The 14,926-nt window shown below is 73.8% G+C and carries 14 protein-coding genes; 4 read left to right on the forward strand and 10 right to left on the reverse strand.

The features are described 5' to 3' along the window. Positions 1 to 7 precede the first annotated feature (7 nt). Positions 8 to 157 (reverse strand): hypothetical protein, encoded by a 150-nt coding sequence (locus DMH12_RS38945; RefSeq protein WP_185832151.1) that lies wholly within the window; start codon positions 155 to 157, stop codon positions 8 to 10. Between the two features lie 363 nt (positions 158 to 520). Between DMH12_RS38945 and DMH12_RS05005 the strand changes: the two genes are divergently transcribed. Then, positions 521 to 2,449 carry a CASTOR/POLLUX-related putative ion channel gene (locus tag DMH12_RS05005; protein ID WP_260474069.1) on the forward strand — a complete coding sequence of 643 codons (1,929 nt, stop codon included), beginning with the start codon at positions 521 to 523 and terminating at the stop codon, positions 2,447 to 2,449. Between the two features lie 89 nt (positions 2,450 to 2,538). On the opposite strand, the gene DMH12_RS05010 is transcribed toward DMH12_RS05005, so the two are convergent. Together DMH12_RS05010 and DMH12_RS05015 are read right to left on the reverse strand one after the other, a co-directional pair. Next, positions 2,539 to 2,841 carry a hypothetical protein gene (locus DMH12_RS05010; protein WP_125490306.1) on the reverse strand — a complete coding sequence of 101 codons (303 nt, stop codon included), beginning with the start codon at positions 2,839 to 2,841 and terminating at the stop codon, positions 2,539 to 2,541. Between the two features lie 29 nt (positions 2,842 to 2,870). Then, positions 2,871 to 3,050: a hypothetical protein gene (locus DMH12_RS05015; protein WP_125490307.1), complete on the reverse strand. Its 180-nt coding sequence runs from the start codon at positions 3,048 to 3,050 to the stop codon at positions 2,871 to 2,873. 147 nt (positions 3,051 to 3,197) lie between these two features. On the opposite strand from DMH12_RS05015, the gene DMH12_RS05020 reads away from it, so the two are divergent. Continuing rightward, on the forward strand, positions 3,198 to 5,663 hold the full coding sequence (locus tag DMH12_RS05020) for an SCO7613 C-terminal domain-containing membrane protein (RefSeq protein WP_125490308.1): 2,466 nt from the start codon (positions 3,198 to 3,200) through the stop codon (positions 5,661 to 5,663). 28 nt (positions 5,664 to 5,691) lie between these two features. Here the strand turns inward: DMH12_RS05020 and DMH12_RS05025 are convergent, their stop codons facing one another. The 4 genes from DMH12_RS05025 to DMH12_RS05040 form a co-directional block, all read right to left on the reverse strand. Beyond that, a complete protein-coding gene (locus DMH12_RS05025; protein WP_125490309.1) occupies positions 5,692 to 6,243 on the reverse strand; it encodes a YciI family protein in 552 nt (183 codons plus the stop codon). 63 nt (positions 6,244 to 6,306) lie between these two features. Continuing rightward, positions 6,307 to 8,016 carry an acyl-CoA dehydrogenase family protein gene (locus DMH12_RS05030; RefSeq protein ID WP_125490310.1) on the reverse strand — a complete coding sequence of 570 codons (1,710 nt, stop codon included), beginning with the start codon at positions 8,014 to 8,016 and terminating at the stop codon, positions 6,307 to 6,309. 70 nt (positions 8,017 to 8,086) lie between these two features. Next, positions 8,087 to 8,653 carry a PadR family transcriptional regulator gene (locus DMH12_RS05035; RefSeq protein ID WP_125490311.1) on the reverse strand — a complete coding sequence of 189 codons (567 nt, stop codon included), beginning with the start codon at positions 8,651 to 8,653 and terminating at the stop codon, positions 8,087 to 8,089. A gap of 105 nt (positions 8,654 to 8,758) precedes the next feature. Beyond that, a complete protein-coding gene (locus DMH12_RS05040; protein ID WP_125490312.1) occupies positions 8,759 to 9,133 on the reverse strand; it encodes an AQJ64_40280 family protein in 375 nt (124 codons plus the stop codon). A gap of 212 nt (positions 9,134 to 9,345) precedes the next feature. Between DMH12_RS05040 and DMH12_RS05045 the strand changes: the two genes are divergently transcribed. After that, positions 9,346 to 10,248 (forward strand): hypothetical protein, encoded by a 903-nt coding sequence (locus DMH12_RS05045; protein ID WP_125490313.1) that lies wholly within the window; start codon positions 9,346 to 9,348, stop codon positions 10,246 to 10,248. An 84-nt stretch (positions 10,249 to 10,332) separates the two neighbouring features. Continuing rightward, entirely contained in the window at positions 10,333 to 11,379 is a 1,047-nt protein-coding gene (locus DMH12_RS05050; protein ID WP_125490314.1) for a substrate-binding domain-containing protein, read from the forward strand. A 36-nt stretch (positions 11,380 to 11,415) separates the two neighbouring features. Here the strand turns inward: DMH12_RS05050 and DMH12_RS05055 are convergent, their stop codons facing one another. The 3 genes from DMH12_RS05055 to DMH12_RS05065 are packed head-to-tail and all read right to left on the reverse strand — an operon-like array spanning position 11,416 to position 14,848. Further along, positions 11,416 to 12,126, reverse strand: coding sequence for a sulfite exporter TauE/SafE family protein (locus tag DMH12_RS05055; RefSeq protein WP_125490315.1), 711 nt, complete (start codon positions 12,124 to 12,126; stop codon positions 11,416 to 11,418). After that, positions 12,123 to 13,532, reverse strand: coding sequence for an amidohydrolase family protein (locus DMH12_RS05060; protein WP_125490316.1), 1,410 nt, complete (start codon positions 13,530 to 13,532; stop codon positions 12,123 to 12,125). Before DMH12_RS05060 ends, DMH12_RS05055 begins: the two co-directional genes overlap by 4 nt. After that, complete coding sequence (locus DMH12_RS05065; protein ID WP_125490329.1) at positions 13,529 to 14,848, reverse strand: uracil-xanthine permease family protein; 1,320 nt, start codon at positions 14,846 to 14,848, stop codon at positions 13,529 to 13,531. Before DMH12_RS05065 ends, DMH12_RS05060 begins: the two co-directional genes overlap by 4 nt. Positions 14,849 to 14,926 lie beyond the last annotated feature (78 nt).

Genomic DNA, 14,926 nt, shown 5'->3' on the forward strand with positions numbered 1-14,926 from the left:
GCGCTCGTCAGCCCGCTCTGAGCTGGTTGTTGTAGAGGCGTCTCAGGTGTTTGGCAGCAGGGCACCGCGCGCCGTCCGCCTCGCACTGACGGCAGCTGCGCAGGTGCCGTTCGTAGTCCTGGCGTGCCTGCTCGAGGCGGTCGTGCGGCGGAGTCATCGGGGTTCCTGTCACTGGGGGGCTGGGACGCGGGACCAAGAATGATCTTGTTACTCGAAGTACAGCAAGCAGACGCCCGCACTCTGCCCGGCCGGACCGGCCGCGAGTGCCATGGTCCGGACCAATAGCTCCCCCGGCGTTGCCCGTTGCGACGGGCCCTCGACGGCGCGGGCACCCGCTCCCGCCGGTTCAGCGGGCTCCCGTAAGGGTGAATATCCAGCTGGCACGGTGTGTCGCGGAGGTCGCTGCCAGCACTCTGCCGCTGACGGCGGACGCCGGGCGGGTTGGCAGGAGGTGGCTGTGGAGCGGCGGCATCGACCGGCTTCGTACCGGGACCGGGCGCGTTACGCGTTCGACCGGACATTGGCGCGGAGCACCGGGACCCTGCTCGGCTGGCTCGCCGTGTGCTGCCTGGCGGTCGTGGTTCCGGTCAGCACGCTGCTGGTCTGGACGGACCCCCAGGCGCCGCGTTCGCTCTCCGAGCGGCTGGTCGCGGTGTGGCGCACGAGCGCCGAGACCCTGCGCCTGGGCGGGGTCACGGGCGCACCGCTGCGGATGCTCCTGTCCGTGGTGCTCGGGCTGATCGCGCTGCTGTGTGTGTCGACCCTGGTCGGCGTCGTCACGACCGGGCTGGGTGACCGGCTGGAGGAGTTGCGGCGAGGGCGCTCCACGGTGCTGGAGCGCGGGCACGCGGTGGTACTCGGCTGGTCCGACCAGGTGTTCACGGTGGTCGGTGAGCTGGTCGCGGCCCAGTCCGCCCGGCAGAGAGGCGTCGTCGCCGTCCTCGCGGACCGGGATTCCACCGAGATGGCGGCCGCGCTGCACACCGCGCTCGGTGCGACGAGCGGCGTCCGGATCATCTGCCGTTCCGGCTCACCGTCCGATCCCGACGCGCTCGCCCTGCTCACACCGTCGGCGGCGGATTCCGTGCTGGTGATGCCGTCCGACGACGACAACGCCGACCTCGAGGTGATCCGGATCCTGCTGGCGCTGCGGGCGCTGCTCGGCGAGCAGGCGGGCCCGCCGGTGGTCGCCGCGGTGCGCCACGAGCGCCACCTGACGGCCGCCCGGCTCGCCGCCGGCGCGCGGGGAACCGTGCTCGAGACGGAGGCCACGACGGCGCGGCTGCTCGTGCAGGCCGCCCGCACCCCCGGGCTGGTGGCCACACTGCGAGACCTCCTCGACCTGGCGGGGGCGGAGTTCCACGTGGTCGACGAACCGGAGGCCGCGGGGCTGGAGTTCGGGGAGCTGGCTCTGCGGTACACGAGAGCGTGCCCCGTCGGCTTCCTGCTGCCGGACGGACGGGCCCTGCTCACCCCGGCGGCGCGTACCCGGTGCGGTCCGGGCGACCGCCTGATCGTCGTCGCCCCGGACGAGCGGCCCGAAAGCCCGACGGCGGGGGAGGCACACGTCGACCCCGACGTGATGGCCCCGGCCGTCGCGCCACCCGGTCCGCCGGCACGCTTCCTGCTGCTGGGGTGGAACAGCCGGGCTCCGCTGGTCACGGACCTGCTCAGCCGCACGGCACGCGCCGGTTCCGTCCTCGACATCATGACCGCGCCACGGGCGGCGCCGACGGCATCCCGCCTCGTGAGTCGCGTGAGCGGCGGACGGCTGACCGTCACCCACCGCACCGGTGAGTCGGCTCTGCCCGAGCAGGCGGCGGGGCTCGACCTCTTCGGCTACGACTGTGTGATCGTCCTGGGGCCCGACGAGGGGACCGTCTCCTTCGGGCCGGACGACCAGACCCTGCTGACGTTGCTGACCCTGCGGTCGTGCGAGGAGTCCGCGGGGCGGCCGCTGCCCGTGGTCGCCGAGCTGAGTGACCACCGCACCCGGGCGCTGGCACCCCTCGGCCCGCGGTCGGCCGCCGTGGTGCGCGCGGAACTCACCGCCCTGGTCATGACGCGGATCTCCCACACGCCGGCCCTGGCCTCCCTGTTCGAGGAGCTGTTCGCCTCCAGGGGCGGCGCGCTGGCCCTGCACCCCGCCTCCCGCTATGTGCTGGCGGGTCGAGAAGCGTCCTTCGCCACGGTGGTGGCCGCCGCGCTCGGGCGCGGAGAGTGCGCCATCGGGTACCGCCCGCACGCGCCGGGCCGCCCCGCCGACGTCCGGCTGGCGCCCCACAAGTCTGAGCGGCGAGTCTGGAGTGACGCCGACGAGATCCTGGTCGTGGCTCCGCCCGACGACGAGCGCCACTGCCCCGGCGGGCACCGGACCCTGCCGGGCATGCGCGGGGCGGAGCGGATCGAGACGGACGACAGTCCGGCGTCCGGCCCACCGCACGACTGACACCGACGGCGGGACGGACGCTCCTCGTCACGACGGACGCCGACGGCAGGACGGACGCCTGTCCTCGCGGCGGTACGAGCGCCGTCGTCTCAGGTGCCGGCGTGGTGCGGAACGACCGCCTGTCGCGGTGCCGCGTGGTGTGCCGGCGCGGCCGGACGCGACTTCTCCAGACGGCGGGTCCACAGCGAGGTCATGAGCAGCAGGGCCGCGAAGACCGACAGAAGGAGTACGGACACCCACATCTGCCGGCTGCCGGGCGATTCCCACCCGGTCCAGGCGGTGGACACCGCCCACAGGGCGAGACCTACCAGGTAGGAGGCCCGGGTGCGGCGGAGCTGGCGCAGCCGGCGCACGGCCGACAGGGGTGCGGGGGAATCGGTGCTCGTTGCCATGCGGCACCGTGTACCCGGCACTCGGCGCGCTATGGGCGCCGTTCCTCGAAGTCCCTCCGGACGGCCGCACCCTGGTCCTCCGTCAGCCCCTCGCCGTCGGGCGTCTCCAGGACGGACCCGCAGTGCTCGCACAGTGTGCCGTCCCCGGCGGGCGTGCCACATGCCTTGCAGTAGCGGCTGCGGCGCTGTCCCTCGGATGTCTGCGGCATGGTCTCTCCTCCGGCTCGTGAACCCGACGGTTGCCGGGTGCCCAGGAGAGCGCCGGTGATGCGGAGGTCCGGACCGGTCGGCACCTGAGTACGGACTGAGTATCCGCGCTCATGTCCGGCCACGTGGCGGCGGCCACACTCCGAGGCATGACGAACCTTCCGCCCCCGGCCGAGGAACTGCGGTTCCTCGACGCCGAGCTGCGGCAGCTCGACGCCCGCCGTGCCGTCCTGCTGCGCCGCCGCGAGTGGCTGATCCACACACTGCGGGCGACCGCCGCCCCGACCGGATGGGGTCCCGCCGGCCCCGGCGCCGTCCCTCCCCCGAGGCCGGAGGCGACGGGACCCGGCGTGCAGAACGTGCTGCTGGTCCTCGGCGGAGTCCTCCTGACGATCGCCGCGATCGCGTTCACCCTGGTCAGCTGGGGACACATGGGGATCACCGGGCGGGGCCTGGTGCTCGGTGCGCTGACCCTGGGGGCGCTGGGCGCGCCCCTGGTGTTGCTGCGGCGCGGGCTGCGGTCGACCGCCGAGGCCGTGGCGGGGCTGGGGCTGGCGCTGACCTCGCTGGACGCGTACGCGCTGTACGAGGTGGCGTTCAGCGGCACGGACGGTCTCGCGTACACGGCTGTCGCCTCCGCCGTGCTGGCCGCGGCGTGGGCCGCCTACGGCGTGGGGACCGGCGCACTCGCGCCGCCGGCCGCGGGTCGCCCCGTGGCGGCGGAGGACGGCTCGGCGACGAAGGGCGTGCGCCTCACGCTCCGGCTGCCGCTCCCCCTCGCCGTGGGGACCGCGCACCTGCCCCTGCTGCTGTGGGCGGTCGCCGTCGGCGCGAATGCGCACACGCTCACGGCCGTGCTGCTGGTGACCGCCTCGGGCGGCACCGCGCTCGCCCTGCGGACGGGCCTCGTGCCGGTGCGCCTCGTCGCGGTCGTCGGGGCGCTGAGTACGGGTGCCGTCGGTGTCCTGGCGGCCGGCGGGCTCTGCTGGACCGCGGCCGATCCGGGCGAGGCCGCGCGGGCGGCGGCGCTGTTGGTCTTCGCCGCGGTGGTCGCGCTGCTCGCCGGCGGGTTCGCCCCGAGGGCGGACGTCGGGCTGGGCGCGGCACTGGCCGCCGGGCTGTGGGTGGTCGCCGGGGCGGGCGGGGTGCTGCGGGTCTCGGTGCCCGGTGAGTGGACGGTGCCCGGGTGCCTGGCCTGCGCGCTGGCCCTGCTCGCGGTCGTCCGCACACCGCTCCCCCGGCCGCTTCGTCAGGGGCTGGTGTGGGCCTCGGTGACCGTCCAGGGGTACGCCGTACTGTGGGCCCTCCCGCTGTGCGCCGGGACCCTTCTCGGTCCGGTCGCGGGGGCCGAGCGGCCGTGGTCCGGTGCGCCCGGGGACGCGCGGGACGCCGTGTTCACTCACATGCCCTGGCCCCCGTACGCGACCACCGTGCCGCTCGTGCTCGCCGCCCTCGCCGTTGTGCTCGTGGTGGCCGAGCGGCGCGCCATCCAGCGCCCGGCGACCGCGGTGGGCGCGCTCGTCCTGGGGTGGGCGGCCGTGTTCGTGCTGCCGGTGGTGCTCCAACTGCCCTACGAGGCGGGTCTGGTGGCTCAGGGGGCAGTGGTCCTGGCCGCCCTGGGGTACGCCGAGTGGGCACGGCGTCCCGCCGCCGAGGCGTCGCCGTTGCCGCTGACGGCCCTCCTGCTGGCCCTCGTCACCTCGGTCCACCTCGCCTTCCTCTCGCTGGCCTCCCAGCCGGCGACGCTCGGTGTGCTCGTGGCGCTGGCGGCCCTGTTCGGTGCGGCCGGGTTCCGCCCGGCGCTCGGTCCGCTCGCCGCCCCTGCCGCCCTCGGGTACGCCGCGGCGCTGGCGTGCGCGGTCGGCGCGTCCGCCGGATGGCAGCCGCACCGCACGGCGCTGCTGGTCGTCGCCGTGCCCGCCGTCGCCGCCCTGGTGGCCGCGCGACTGGGCGGAGGCTCCCGGACCACCGTCCCGGTCGAGGGCGCCGGTGCGGCCGCGGGGGTACTCGCGCTCTCGCTCGCCGTGACGGACCTGCCGACGCTGGCCCTGGTCCTGGCCCTCTGCGGGGTCGTCGCCGCCGGGACCGCGCTGCGCTCCGACCGGCGCCCGGTCGGTCACGCGGCCGCCGCGATGTTCCTGCTGGCGGCCTGGGTCCGACTGGCCGCCTGGGACGTCACGACGCCGGAGGCCTACACCCTCCCGGTGGCCGTGCCCGCGCTCGTCGTCGGCCTGCTGCGCCGGCGCCGCGAGCCGACGGTCTCCTCGTGGACGGCGTACGGCGCCGGACTGGCCGTCGCTCTGGTGCCGAGCCTGCTCGCGACCTGGGGCGACCCGCACTGGACGCGCCCGCTCCTGCTCGGCGCGGCCTCCCTTGCGGTGACGCTGGCGGGTGCCCGGCACCGGCTCCAGGCGCCGCTGCTGCTCGGCGGGGGCGCGCTCGCGCTGGTGGCGCTGCACGAACTCGCCCCGTACATCGCCCAGGCCGTCGACGCGCTGCCCCGCTGGGTGCCTCCGGCCCTGGCCGGTGTGGTGCTGCTCGTGCTGGGCGCGACCTATGAGCAGCGGCTGCGGGACGCGCGCAGGGTGCGGGAGGCACTCGGCCGGCTGCACTGAGACGTGGCCGGCCGGGCGCCTGCCGAGGTCAGGACGGTCGCCCGCCGAACTGCCAGTCGTGCACCTCGATGTGGGCGTACCGGTCCGGTGTGAGGCAGGACCGGGCCGCGTCGGCGCCCGGTGCCCGCACCAGCGCCGCGGTGCCCAGCCAGCCGGCGCCGTCGTCGGAGAGCAGGGGGCCGTACGCGATCAGCTCGTCCTGGGCGGGCGGCACGGCGAGGTCGGCCGCCCGCCCGGAGCCCAGGCCGAGCACGAGGTACCGGTTGCCGTCGGTCGGCCCGCCGGGGAAGTCCCACATGGTGCGCCCCAGCAGGTTCCGCCACCGTCGCAGCATCACGTCCCGGTACACACCCGCCTGATGGCCGGGCTCGTCGAAGGCGAACGCGCGGGCCGCGGCGGCATCCGGCAGGTCGAGGATGTGCACGCTGCCGGTGGGAGCCTCGCCGTCGCCGGAGAAGGTGGGACCGCGGGCGATCATCTCCTCCGCGTACCCGTCCATGTAGGACCAGTGCGCCTCCAGCAGCTCATGCCGCAGCGTCAGGGAGCCGGGCCGGTCGCGGTGGAAGCAGAAGAACTCCATGCGCCCAGTGTTCATCACCGGGCGCGGGCCGCCGCCACCGGCCCGCTCCCCGTCGTACGCCCGTCAGGCGTAGGCGCCGGACAGCGCCTCCACCCGCTCCCAGACACGGGCCGAGCGGACCTCGTCCACGACCGGGCGGCGGACGGCCCCGAGGGCCCAGTCCTGCTGCTCCTGCGTGGCCGAGTCCTTGCCGTGGAGTTCCACGGCGTGGCCCGAGAAGTCACGCACGAGCACGGCGAACAGCTCGTCGAGCACGTCCTCGTCGAGGCCGGCCGACTCCGCCTGCTCCAGGATGAGCTGGCCGTGCACCACCAGGGCGAACAGCTGGCCGACCGCGAGCAGCAGGTCCAGGTCGCGGCTCTGCCGCTCGTCGGGAGCGGCCGTCGTCACGAACGTGCACAGCGCGTCGGCCTGCTCGCGGAACCGGGCCACGTTGGGCACCCCGGCGTAGGCGTCGAACGCCGTGCGCCAGTCGTGGAACCGGATGGAGCCCAGCCCCCGGGCCGGGCCCTGGCGGAAGAGGAAGGAGTCGTCGGCCGCGTCGAGGCGGGCCGGCACCCGCGGCCGGTCGACCGGGTCGAGCAGGTGGTTGCGCATGAACTTGAGGATCAGCGCGAGGTTGACGTGCACCGTTCCCTCGAGCTTCGGCAGACCCCGGATCTCGACCGCGGCCTGGGCGAAGTAGGTGTCCTTCTCGAAACCCTTGGCGGCGATGACGTCCCACATCAGGTCGATGACCTTCTCGCCCTCGGTGGTGACCTTCATCTTGGTCATCGGGTTGAACAGCAGGTAGCGGCGGTCGTCCGGGCCGGCGGTACGGAAGTAGTCGACGGCGCGGTCGCTGAACAGCTTCATGCCGACGAGGCGCACGTAGGCGTCGATCAGTTCGCGCCGCACGTGCGGGAACGCGGTGACCGGGCGGCCGTACAGGATGCGGTTGTGGGCGTGGGTGACGGCCTCGTACATGGCGTGTTCGCAGATGCCGATCGAGGCGGTGCACAGGTTGAACTTGCCGACGTTGACGGTGTTGAGGGCGGCGTCGAAGGCGGCCCGCCCGGTGTGCAGGACGTCCTCGGGGCCGACGGGGTAGTCGTCGAGCCGGAACTCGCTGACGTACTTGGAGGAGTCGACGACGTTCTTGACCAGGTGGTAGGCGGAGTGGCGGCTGTCGGCGGCGAAGAAGACGTATCCGTCCGGGCCCTCGACGTCCGTGCGGCGGCCGAACACCGAGACGAGTCCCGCGGCGTTGCCGTTGCCGATGTAGTACTTGGAGCCGGTCGCCCGGAAGCCTCCCCTGCCGTCGGGTTCCAGCAGCATGTCCGTGGAGTAGATGTCGGCGCCGTGGCTCTTCTCGGAGAGGCCGAAGGCGAACACCTCACCCTGGGCGAGGAGTTCGGCCGCGCGGGCGCGGGCGGCGGCGTTGTCGCTCTGCCAGACCGGCCCGAGGCCGAGGATGGTGACCTGCCAGGCGTACCAGTAGTCGAGGCCGTAGAAGCCGAGGATCTCGTTGAGGGCGGCGATCCGGGCGGTGTCCCAGCGCTGGTCCGGCCGGTCGCCGTCCGCCGCGGGGGTGAGGAAGGTGGCGAACAGGCCCTCCTTCGCGGCGAAGGCGAGGAAGTCCTCCAGCCACACGCGTGAGCGGTAGTCCTCGATCAGCCTGCGCTTGCCGCGCGCCTCGAACCAGTCGACCGTGGCGCGCAGCAGCCTGCGCGTCTCCGGGTCGAAGTGCGCCGGGTCATAGGTGAGCGGGTTGAACAGGAGCTGGTCGGCCATGAGGGGGCTGCCTTCCGGAGCGGGGTCGGACGAGCGGACGTGGTACTGGTGCGGCGGGGGCGCCGGGTGTTCAGGCGCGGGGCTTCCCGGCGTGGAGCCGGTGGAGGGTGTCGAGGACGTCGTCGAGCCAGGCGATGGTCATGCGCTCGTAGGCGATGCCGCCGCGCAGGACGACGTGCTGGAGTTCCTGGCCGGCGTCCAGGGGGTCGGGCGCCTCGGGGCCGGTGAAGTCCCGCTGCTCCCCGGCGAGGTAGCGCCGGAGCCGGTCGTCGTGGGCCTTTCGGTGGCGCTCGACCTCGGAGATCAGCGCCGTCGGGTCGTCGAAGGCCGCTCCCCGGATCTTCACGGCGAGTTCGTGGCGGACGCTCTCCGGCTCGATCGGCTCGTGCAGCCATGCCGAGAGCACCGCGCGGCCGGGGGCGGCCACGGAGTACTCCTTCTTGTCCGGCCGACCCTGCTGCGGGACGTCGCGGACGTGCAGGAGGCCGCCACCCTCCATGCGTCCGAGGACGCGGTAGATCTGCTGGTGGGTCGCGGTCCAGAAGTACCCGATGGACCGTTCGAACCGGCGCGCGAGTTCGTAACCCGAGCCCGGCTTCTCCAGCAGCGAGACGAGGATCGCGTGTTCGAGCGCCATGCCCCGATCCTTCTATGCAACTTGTTGCATAGACAAGGCGGCAGGTCCGGATGAGACACGCCTCACCCCGGGACGCCCGTGCCGGACCGCTGGAGACGGGACGCCTCAGCGCATGTTCCACGCCTGCCGCAGAGCCGGCCGCACGTCGTCGCCGAGCAGGAGGTGCGTCGCCCGGCCGGGCAGGGTGGGCAGCTCGGCCCAGTGGGTCACGCTGTCGCCGCTGTCCGGGTCGTAGGGGAAACGCACGACGCCGTCGGAGTCGACGAAACAGTCGCTGTGCACCTCGCCGTCCTCTGTGTGGTGCCGGTCCGTGAAGTACATGGTCCTCACCAGCCAGAAATCCTGCCGTCGCGCGGTGGCGGCATCGGCGGTGTCCTCGGCCGGATACCGTCCGGTGATCGCCGCCGCTACGGGGTGACCGGCCCGCGGCAGCCGCTCGCGTACGTCGACCCAGGTCACCGTGGTGTGCAGATCCGTCATCTCCACCTCGCTCGTGGCTGTCGTCCGGGGCCGGCCTTCCTCCACCGCCGGCCCCCTTCGACAGGACCGCTCGACGGCCGCTGAGGTTGACGGCCCGTCCCATCCGCAAAACAAGGCAGCAATAGGCGTGTTGGGCCTCATCACGGGCATTCGGCTCGAAAGCCGGACGCCGGTGACGGCGGCCGAGAGCCGTTGAGGAGAAGGGGATTCACATGCGCAGCAGGGGGATGAGGGCCGGCGCGATCGGCACCGCCGCCGTCATGGCGAGCGTGGTGCTGGCGGGATGCGGGGGCGACAGCGACTCGCAGGCCGAGGACACGGGCAAGGACAAGGGCGCGTCGGCGAGCGCGAGTTCGAGTGCGGGCGACAGCGGCTCCGGCGAGGGCGGCCAGGGGCAGGACACGAAGGCGGTCCGGGCGGCCTACGACAAGACGGCCGAAGCCGGGTCCGCGCGCATGACGATCGACATGGAACTGACCGCCGGGCAAGAGCGGATCACGACCGACGGGCAGGGCACGATCGACCTGGCCGAGGGCAACAGCGTGATGACCGTCACCGCTCAGAACAAGAAGATCGAGCAGCGCGTCGTCGACCAGGTCCTGTACCAGAAGGTGCCCGGGCAGAACGCGGGCGGCAAGCCCTGGATCAAGATCGACCTCAAGAAGGTCGCCCAGCAGCAGGGCCTGGGCAGTCAGCAGCTCGGCGACCCGGCCCAGACCGCCGCCTACGCCAAGGCGATCACCGACAAGGACGTCAAGAAGGTCGGCAGCGAGGAGGTCGACGGCGCCGAGACCACCCACTACCGGGTGTCGGTCGACGTCGCCGAGCTGCCCGGCGGCGAACTGATGCGCCAGCAGCTCGGCCCGACGCTGCCGATGCAGGTCTGGCTCGACGACGAAGGCCGGCTGCGGCGCCAGCAGATCGACATGACCGTCAAGGCCCCGGCCTCCGCCTCCGCGAAGCCCGACGGCGGCTCGTCGCCCAAGGAACTCAAGATGAGCACGGTCATGAACTTCTCGGACTTCGGCACCGAGGTCGACGCCGAGGCCCCGCCCGCCGCCGAGGTGACCGACATGACCGGCCAGGCCCTCGAGGGGGCCGGGCAGCAGGGCTGAGCGCGGCCGTGATCCCGGTGCGCGGCGCCGTCGGGGAAGATGGTCGGGTACGCCCTTCCCCGCCAGCGAGGAGAGTCCGCGCGGATGACCGCTTCCGCCCCCGGCCCGAGACAGCCCACCATCGCCGACGTCGCCCGCGTCGCGGGGGTCTCCCGGACCACCGTGTCCCACGCCCTCAACGGGCTGGGGAAGGTCGACCCCCGCACCCGGGAACGCGTCAGGCAGGCGGCCGCGGAGCTGGGATACCGGCCCAACCTCCGGGCCCAGAGGCTGCGCCGCGGAGAGGCGAAGGCGATCGCGCTGGCGTCCTCGATGCCGTTCGCCGTGGCGGGCGGCCCGTCCCGGCTCGGCTTCTACATGGAGGTCGCGGCGGCGGCCGCGGAGAGCGCCCTCACACACGGCTTCGCGCTCGTGCTCGTGCCGCCCGTCCAGTCGGGGTCGGCGCTGTACGCCGTGGACATCGACGGGGCCATCGTGGTCGAGCCGGACACCGCGGACGCCGCCGCGGCGCAGTTGCGCGAGCGCGGGCTCCCGTACGTGGCGCTCGGCAGGCCCATGGCGCCGGACGAGGACGTCCCGTATGTGGATCTGCGCGGTGGGCGGGTGACCGAGCTGCTGTTGCGGCACCTGCACGACCAGGGCGCGACCCGGCCGGCGCTGATGGTGGGCTCGGGCTCCCGGCACTCGTCCGTTGACGCGGTCGCCGCCTACGAGCACATGGCGCGGGAGCGGGGCTGGCCCCCGGTCGTGGCGCGGGTCGCCGAGGCGGGTGGCGAACAGGCGGGCTACGAGGCCTGCGCCACGCTCCTCGCCGAACACCCCGGCACCGACGCGGTGTGCGCGATGGTCGACGCCTTCGCCGTGGGCGCCGTCCGGGCCGTCCGGGACAGCGGGCGGTCCGTACCGGACGACGTCATGGTGGCCACCCGCTACGACGGCCTGCGCGCCCGCACCTGCGAACCGCCCCTGACGGCGGTCGACCTGCACCTGGAGCAGGCGGCGTCGGCCGCCGTCGAGCTGCTGCTGCGCAGGCTGCGCGGGGACACCACCACGCCGGCGGTGGCCGGGTCCCCGGAGCCGGCGCTGATCGCCCGCGCCTCGTCGGTACGGGACCGGGGCGGGAAGGGCTGACTCCCTCCGTCGCCCCGCCGTCCCGTCCCGGCCCGTTCAGAAGCCCAGCAGCAGGACGACCCCGGAGACCAGCGCGAACACCAGCACGAACAGCCGCATCCTGCGGGCGTCCAGCCGGTGGTGCACCAGGCGGCTGAGCCCGGCGCCCAGGGCGATCGCCGGCAGCGCCGCCGCCGCCCAGCCGAGCTGGGACGGCGCCGCCTTCCCCGTGGCGAACAGCAGCACCAGGGAGGCGACCTCTCCCACCAGGAAGCAGGCGGCGACGGTGGAGCGGAGTTCGGCCGGTGACCGGTGCTGGTAGACCAGCGCGAGCGGCGGCCCGCCGACGCCGGTGGCCGTCTCCGTCAGTCCCGTCACCGCGCCCGCGCCCAGGTAGGCGGCCCGGCCGGGAGTGAACACGGGCGCGGCGAGGCTCACCACGGCCGCGAGCACGGTCGCGGCCCCGACGAACACGCCGAGGCTGCGCTCCGGGATCAGCCAGAGGAGTGCCAGTCCCGCGGGGGTGGCCGCGAGCCGTGCCCCGGTGATCCACCCGGCGCCCCGCAGGTCGAGCGAGGCACGTTCCCGCCAGGCGACGTACAGGTTGAGCGGGATCATCGCGGCCAGGACGAACACCGGGACCAGACCGGGCGCGAGGAAGCCGGCCACGGGCGCGACGACCAGCGCGAAGCCGAGTCCGCTGCTGCCCTGGACGAAGGCGGCGACGGCCACCGTCACGGCCAGGGCGACCAGCGAGGGCCAGCTCACAGGATCACCGTCCGCTCGTGCCGTGCCCGGGCCTCGGTGGAGGTGGGGTGCGCCCGCACGACGCCCGCCCTGGTCACCGCCGCTCGGGCCAGTTCGGCCGCGCGTCGCACCAGCGCGGCACCGTCCCAGTCGGTGGGGTGGCCGTGCCACATGCGCAGCCGTCCCGCGACGAAGACGGCGGTGATCTGGTCGCGGTTGCCGCGCCGGACCAGCTCCCAGGGCAGGTCCCAGGAGAGCGCGAGTTCGGGTGTGTCGATGTCGACCAGGAGGAAGTCGGCGGCCCTGCCCGGTGCGACGGTCCCCGTGCGGCCACCGAGACCGGCGGCGTCCGCTCCCCCGCGTGTGGCGTGCTCCAGCCAGGTCCAGCCGGCCCCGCACGACGAGTCGCCGGTGGTCAGCCCGTACGCCAGGCGCTGGGCGAACTCGGCGGCCTCCGCGAGCCGGAAGCCGTCACCGCGGGTGCCGTCGGTGCCGAGGCCGACGCGGATTCCGCGCTCGGTCATGTCGGCAGCGGCCGCGACCGCGTTGCCCTTCCAGGCGCTGGCGACCGGGTTGTAGCTGACGGCTGCGCCCGTGTCGGCGAGCAGGGACAGTTCGCGCGGGGTGAGCAGCGTGGCGTGTGCGGCGAGCAGCTGCGGGCCGAGGGCCCCGACGCGGTGCAGGTGTTCGAGGGGGCGCAGCCCGTGGCGCAGGAGCGACCGTTCGACGCCGGCGAGATGTTCGTTGACGTGGATCTGCACGACGGCGCCCGCCTCGGCCGCCAGTCGGGCGGTGTCGCGCAGGGTTCGTTCGGTGGCCGCCTCGGGGATGGAGACGGCGAGGGAGGGATGGACGAGCGGGTCGCCGTCGTACCGGGCGAGGTGCTTCTCGGCGCCGTCGAGGACGGCCCGGGGGTCGCTCCCGGGCTCGCGGTCGGTGTCGTTGCACACGAGGCCCAGGACGAGGCGGATGCCCGCGTCCCGCGCGGCGGACGCGACCACGTCCACGTCGACGTCGGCGCGGGTGCCGGCGTCGGTGACGGTCGTGAAACCGCCGCGCAGCGCCTCGAAGGAGGCGAGTTTGGCCGCCGTGTACGCCGACTCCTCGTCCAGTGCTCCCTCCAGCGGCACCCAGACCCGGCGGAAGATCTCCGACGGTTCCCCGAAGGCGAGCGCCGCTCCGAAGCTCTGCGTGAGGTGGTGGTGGGCGTCGACGAATCCGGGCATCAGCAGGTGTCCGGGGAGGCGTACGGTGTCGAGTCCCGGATGGGCCCCCGCCAGCTCCGCCGCAGGTCCGACGGCCTGGAAGAGTCCGTCGTCGACCAGTACGGCACACCCGTCGGTGGCCCCTTCGGGCAGCAGGACGGCGTCCGGCGCGAGCAGCAGGGGGCCCTGGCCGGTGAGGGGGGCGCGGTCGAGTCGGTTCATCGGTCGCTTTCTGTGCGGGGGTGGGGCAGCCGTGCGGCGATGCCCGGCCTGACGTGGTGGAAGAGGACGTTGAGCACGGCGGCGACGCACGCGCCCACGGCGACGCCGCTCTCGAGCAGGATGCGGACGTTCGGCGGGAAGCCGCCGTAGACGCCGGGGACCAGGATCGGGAGCAGTCCCAGGGCGAGCGCGACGGCGACGACGAAGGTGCTGGTGTGCCGGTCGAGGTCGGACCGGCCGAGCATCTGGACGCCGAGTACGGTGACGACGCCGAAGACGATCATGGCGGTGCCGCCGACGACCGCGGACGGGATCACGCTGATGGCGTGGGTGACGGGCGCCAGCAGCCCGCTGACGACGAGCACGACGCCGGCCACGGCGGTGACGAAACGGCTGCGGACGCCGGTGACGCGGACGATGCCGATGTTCTCCCCGCTGGTGACCATGAGGGGCAGGCCGAAGCAGCCGCCCAGGAGCGAGGTGAGGGCGTCGCCGCGGACGGTCTTCGGGACGTCGGTGCGCTTGTCGATCGTCTTGCCGACCGCCTCGGCGTTGATGACGGTCTGGCCGGTGGCCTCGGCCATCGAGGCCAGGCTGTAGAGCATCAGGGGCAGCGCGGCGACGAGGTTGAACTCGGGTGTGCCGAAGGGCATCAGGTGCGGCAGGGAGACCAGTTGCCCGTCGGCGAGGGACCCGGTGTGGATCGCGCCGGTCGCCGCGGCGAGGGCGGTGCCGGCCAGCAGGCCGAGCATGACGGCCAGTTGGCGCAGGACGCCGGTGAAGAGCAGGTAGAAGACGATGGTGAGCCCGATCGTCGCCATGCCCAGGCCGAGGTTGCCGGGGTCGGCGAAAGCCGGTGAGCCGGGCGGGCCGGTGACGAGGAGCGCGCCGACCTTCACCAGGTTGACGCCCACGATCACGATCATCGTGCCGATGACGAGGGCGGGGAAGAAGGCCAGCAGCCGCGAGAACACCGGCAGTACGACGAAGCAGAACGCCGCCGTGAGGAGCACGGCGCCACCGGCGGTGGGCAGGCCGTGCTGCTCGGCGATGGCCAGGAAGAGGATGAGCGGGGCGCCGCCCGGCAGCATCACGAACGGCAGCCGGGGCCCGAACCTCCATGGGCCGAGCGACTGGATGAGGGATCCGACACCGGAGAGCACGAAGGCCGCGGAGAGCAGGTCGACGGTGAGGCCGTCGCCCAGCCCGAGGGTGGCGCTCATCAGGAAGATCGCGGAGATGGGCGTGGCCGCCATCACGAGGACGTGCTGGACGCCGAAGAGCAAAATGCGGTGGAACGGGCGCGACTCGTCCACGGGGTGGACGCCGGACCGTTCACCGGCGGCGGCCGTGGACCGCGAGTCGGCGGCGGGCTCCGGGGGCGGGGCCTGCGG

The sequence above is a fragment of the Streptomyces sp. WAC 04229 genome, from assembly GCF_003947455.1.
GTDB lineage: Bacteria > Actinomycetota > Actinomycetes > Streptomycetales > Streptomycetaceae > Streptomyces.

Coding starts and splice junctions, on each gene's coding strand:
- DMH12_RS05015 (WP_125490307.1), bottom strand. CDS start 3,050: ATGCCGCAGACATCCGAGGGACAGCGCCGCAGCCGCTACTGCAAGGCA.
- DMH12_RS05060 (WP_125490316.1), bottom strand. CDS start 13,532: ATGAACCGACTCGACCGCGCCCCCCTCACCGGCCAGGGCCCCCTGCTG.
- DMH12_RS05040 (WP_125490312.1), bottom strand. CDS start 9,133: ATGACGGATCTGCACACCACGGTGACCTGGGTCGACGTACGCGAGCGG.
- DMH12_RS05035 (WP_125490311.1), bottom strand. CDS start 8,653: ATGGCGCTCGAACACGCGATCCTCGTCTCGCTGCTGGAGAAGCCGGGC.
- DMH12_RS05025 (WP_125490309.1), bottom strand. CDS start 6,243: ATGGAGTTCTTCTGCTTCCACCGCGACCGGCCCGGCTCCCTGACGCTG.
- DMH12_RS05030 (WP_125490310.1), bottom strand. CDS start 8,016: ATGGCCGACCAGCTCCTGTTCAACCCGCTCACCTATGACCCGGCGCAC.
- DMH12_RS05050 (WP_125490314.1), top strand. CDS start 10,333: ATGACCGCTTCCGCCCCCGGCCCGAGACAGCCCACCATCGCCGACGTC.
- DMH12_RS05045 (WP_125490313.1), top strand. CDS start 9,346: ATGCGCAGCAGGGGGATGAGGGCCGGCGCGATCGGCACCGCCGCCGTC.
- DMH12_RS05010 (WP_125490306.1), bottom strand. CDS start 2,841: ATGGCAACGAGCACCGATTCCCCCGCACCCCTGTCGGCCGTGCGCCGG.
- DMH12_RS38945 (WP_185832151.1), bottom strand. CDS start 157: ATGACTCCGCCGCACGACCGCCTCGAGCAGGCACGCCAGGACTACGAA.
- DMH12_RS05020 (WP_125490308.1), top strand. CDS start 3,198: ATGACGAACCTTCCGCCCCCGGCCGAGGAACTGCGGTTCCTCGACGCC.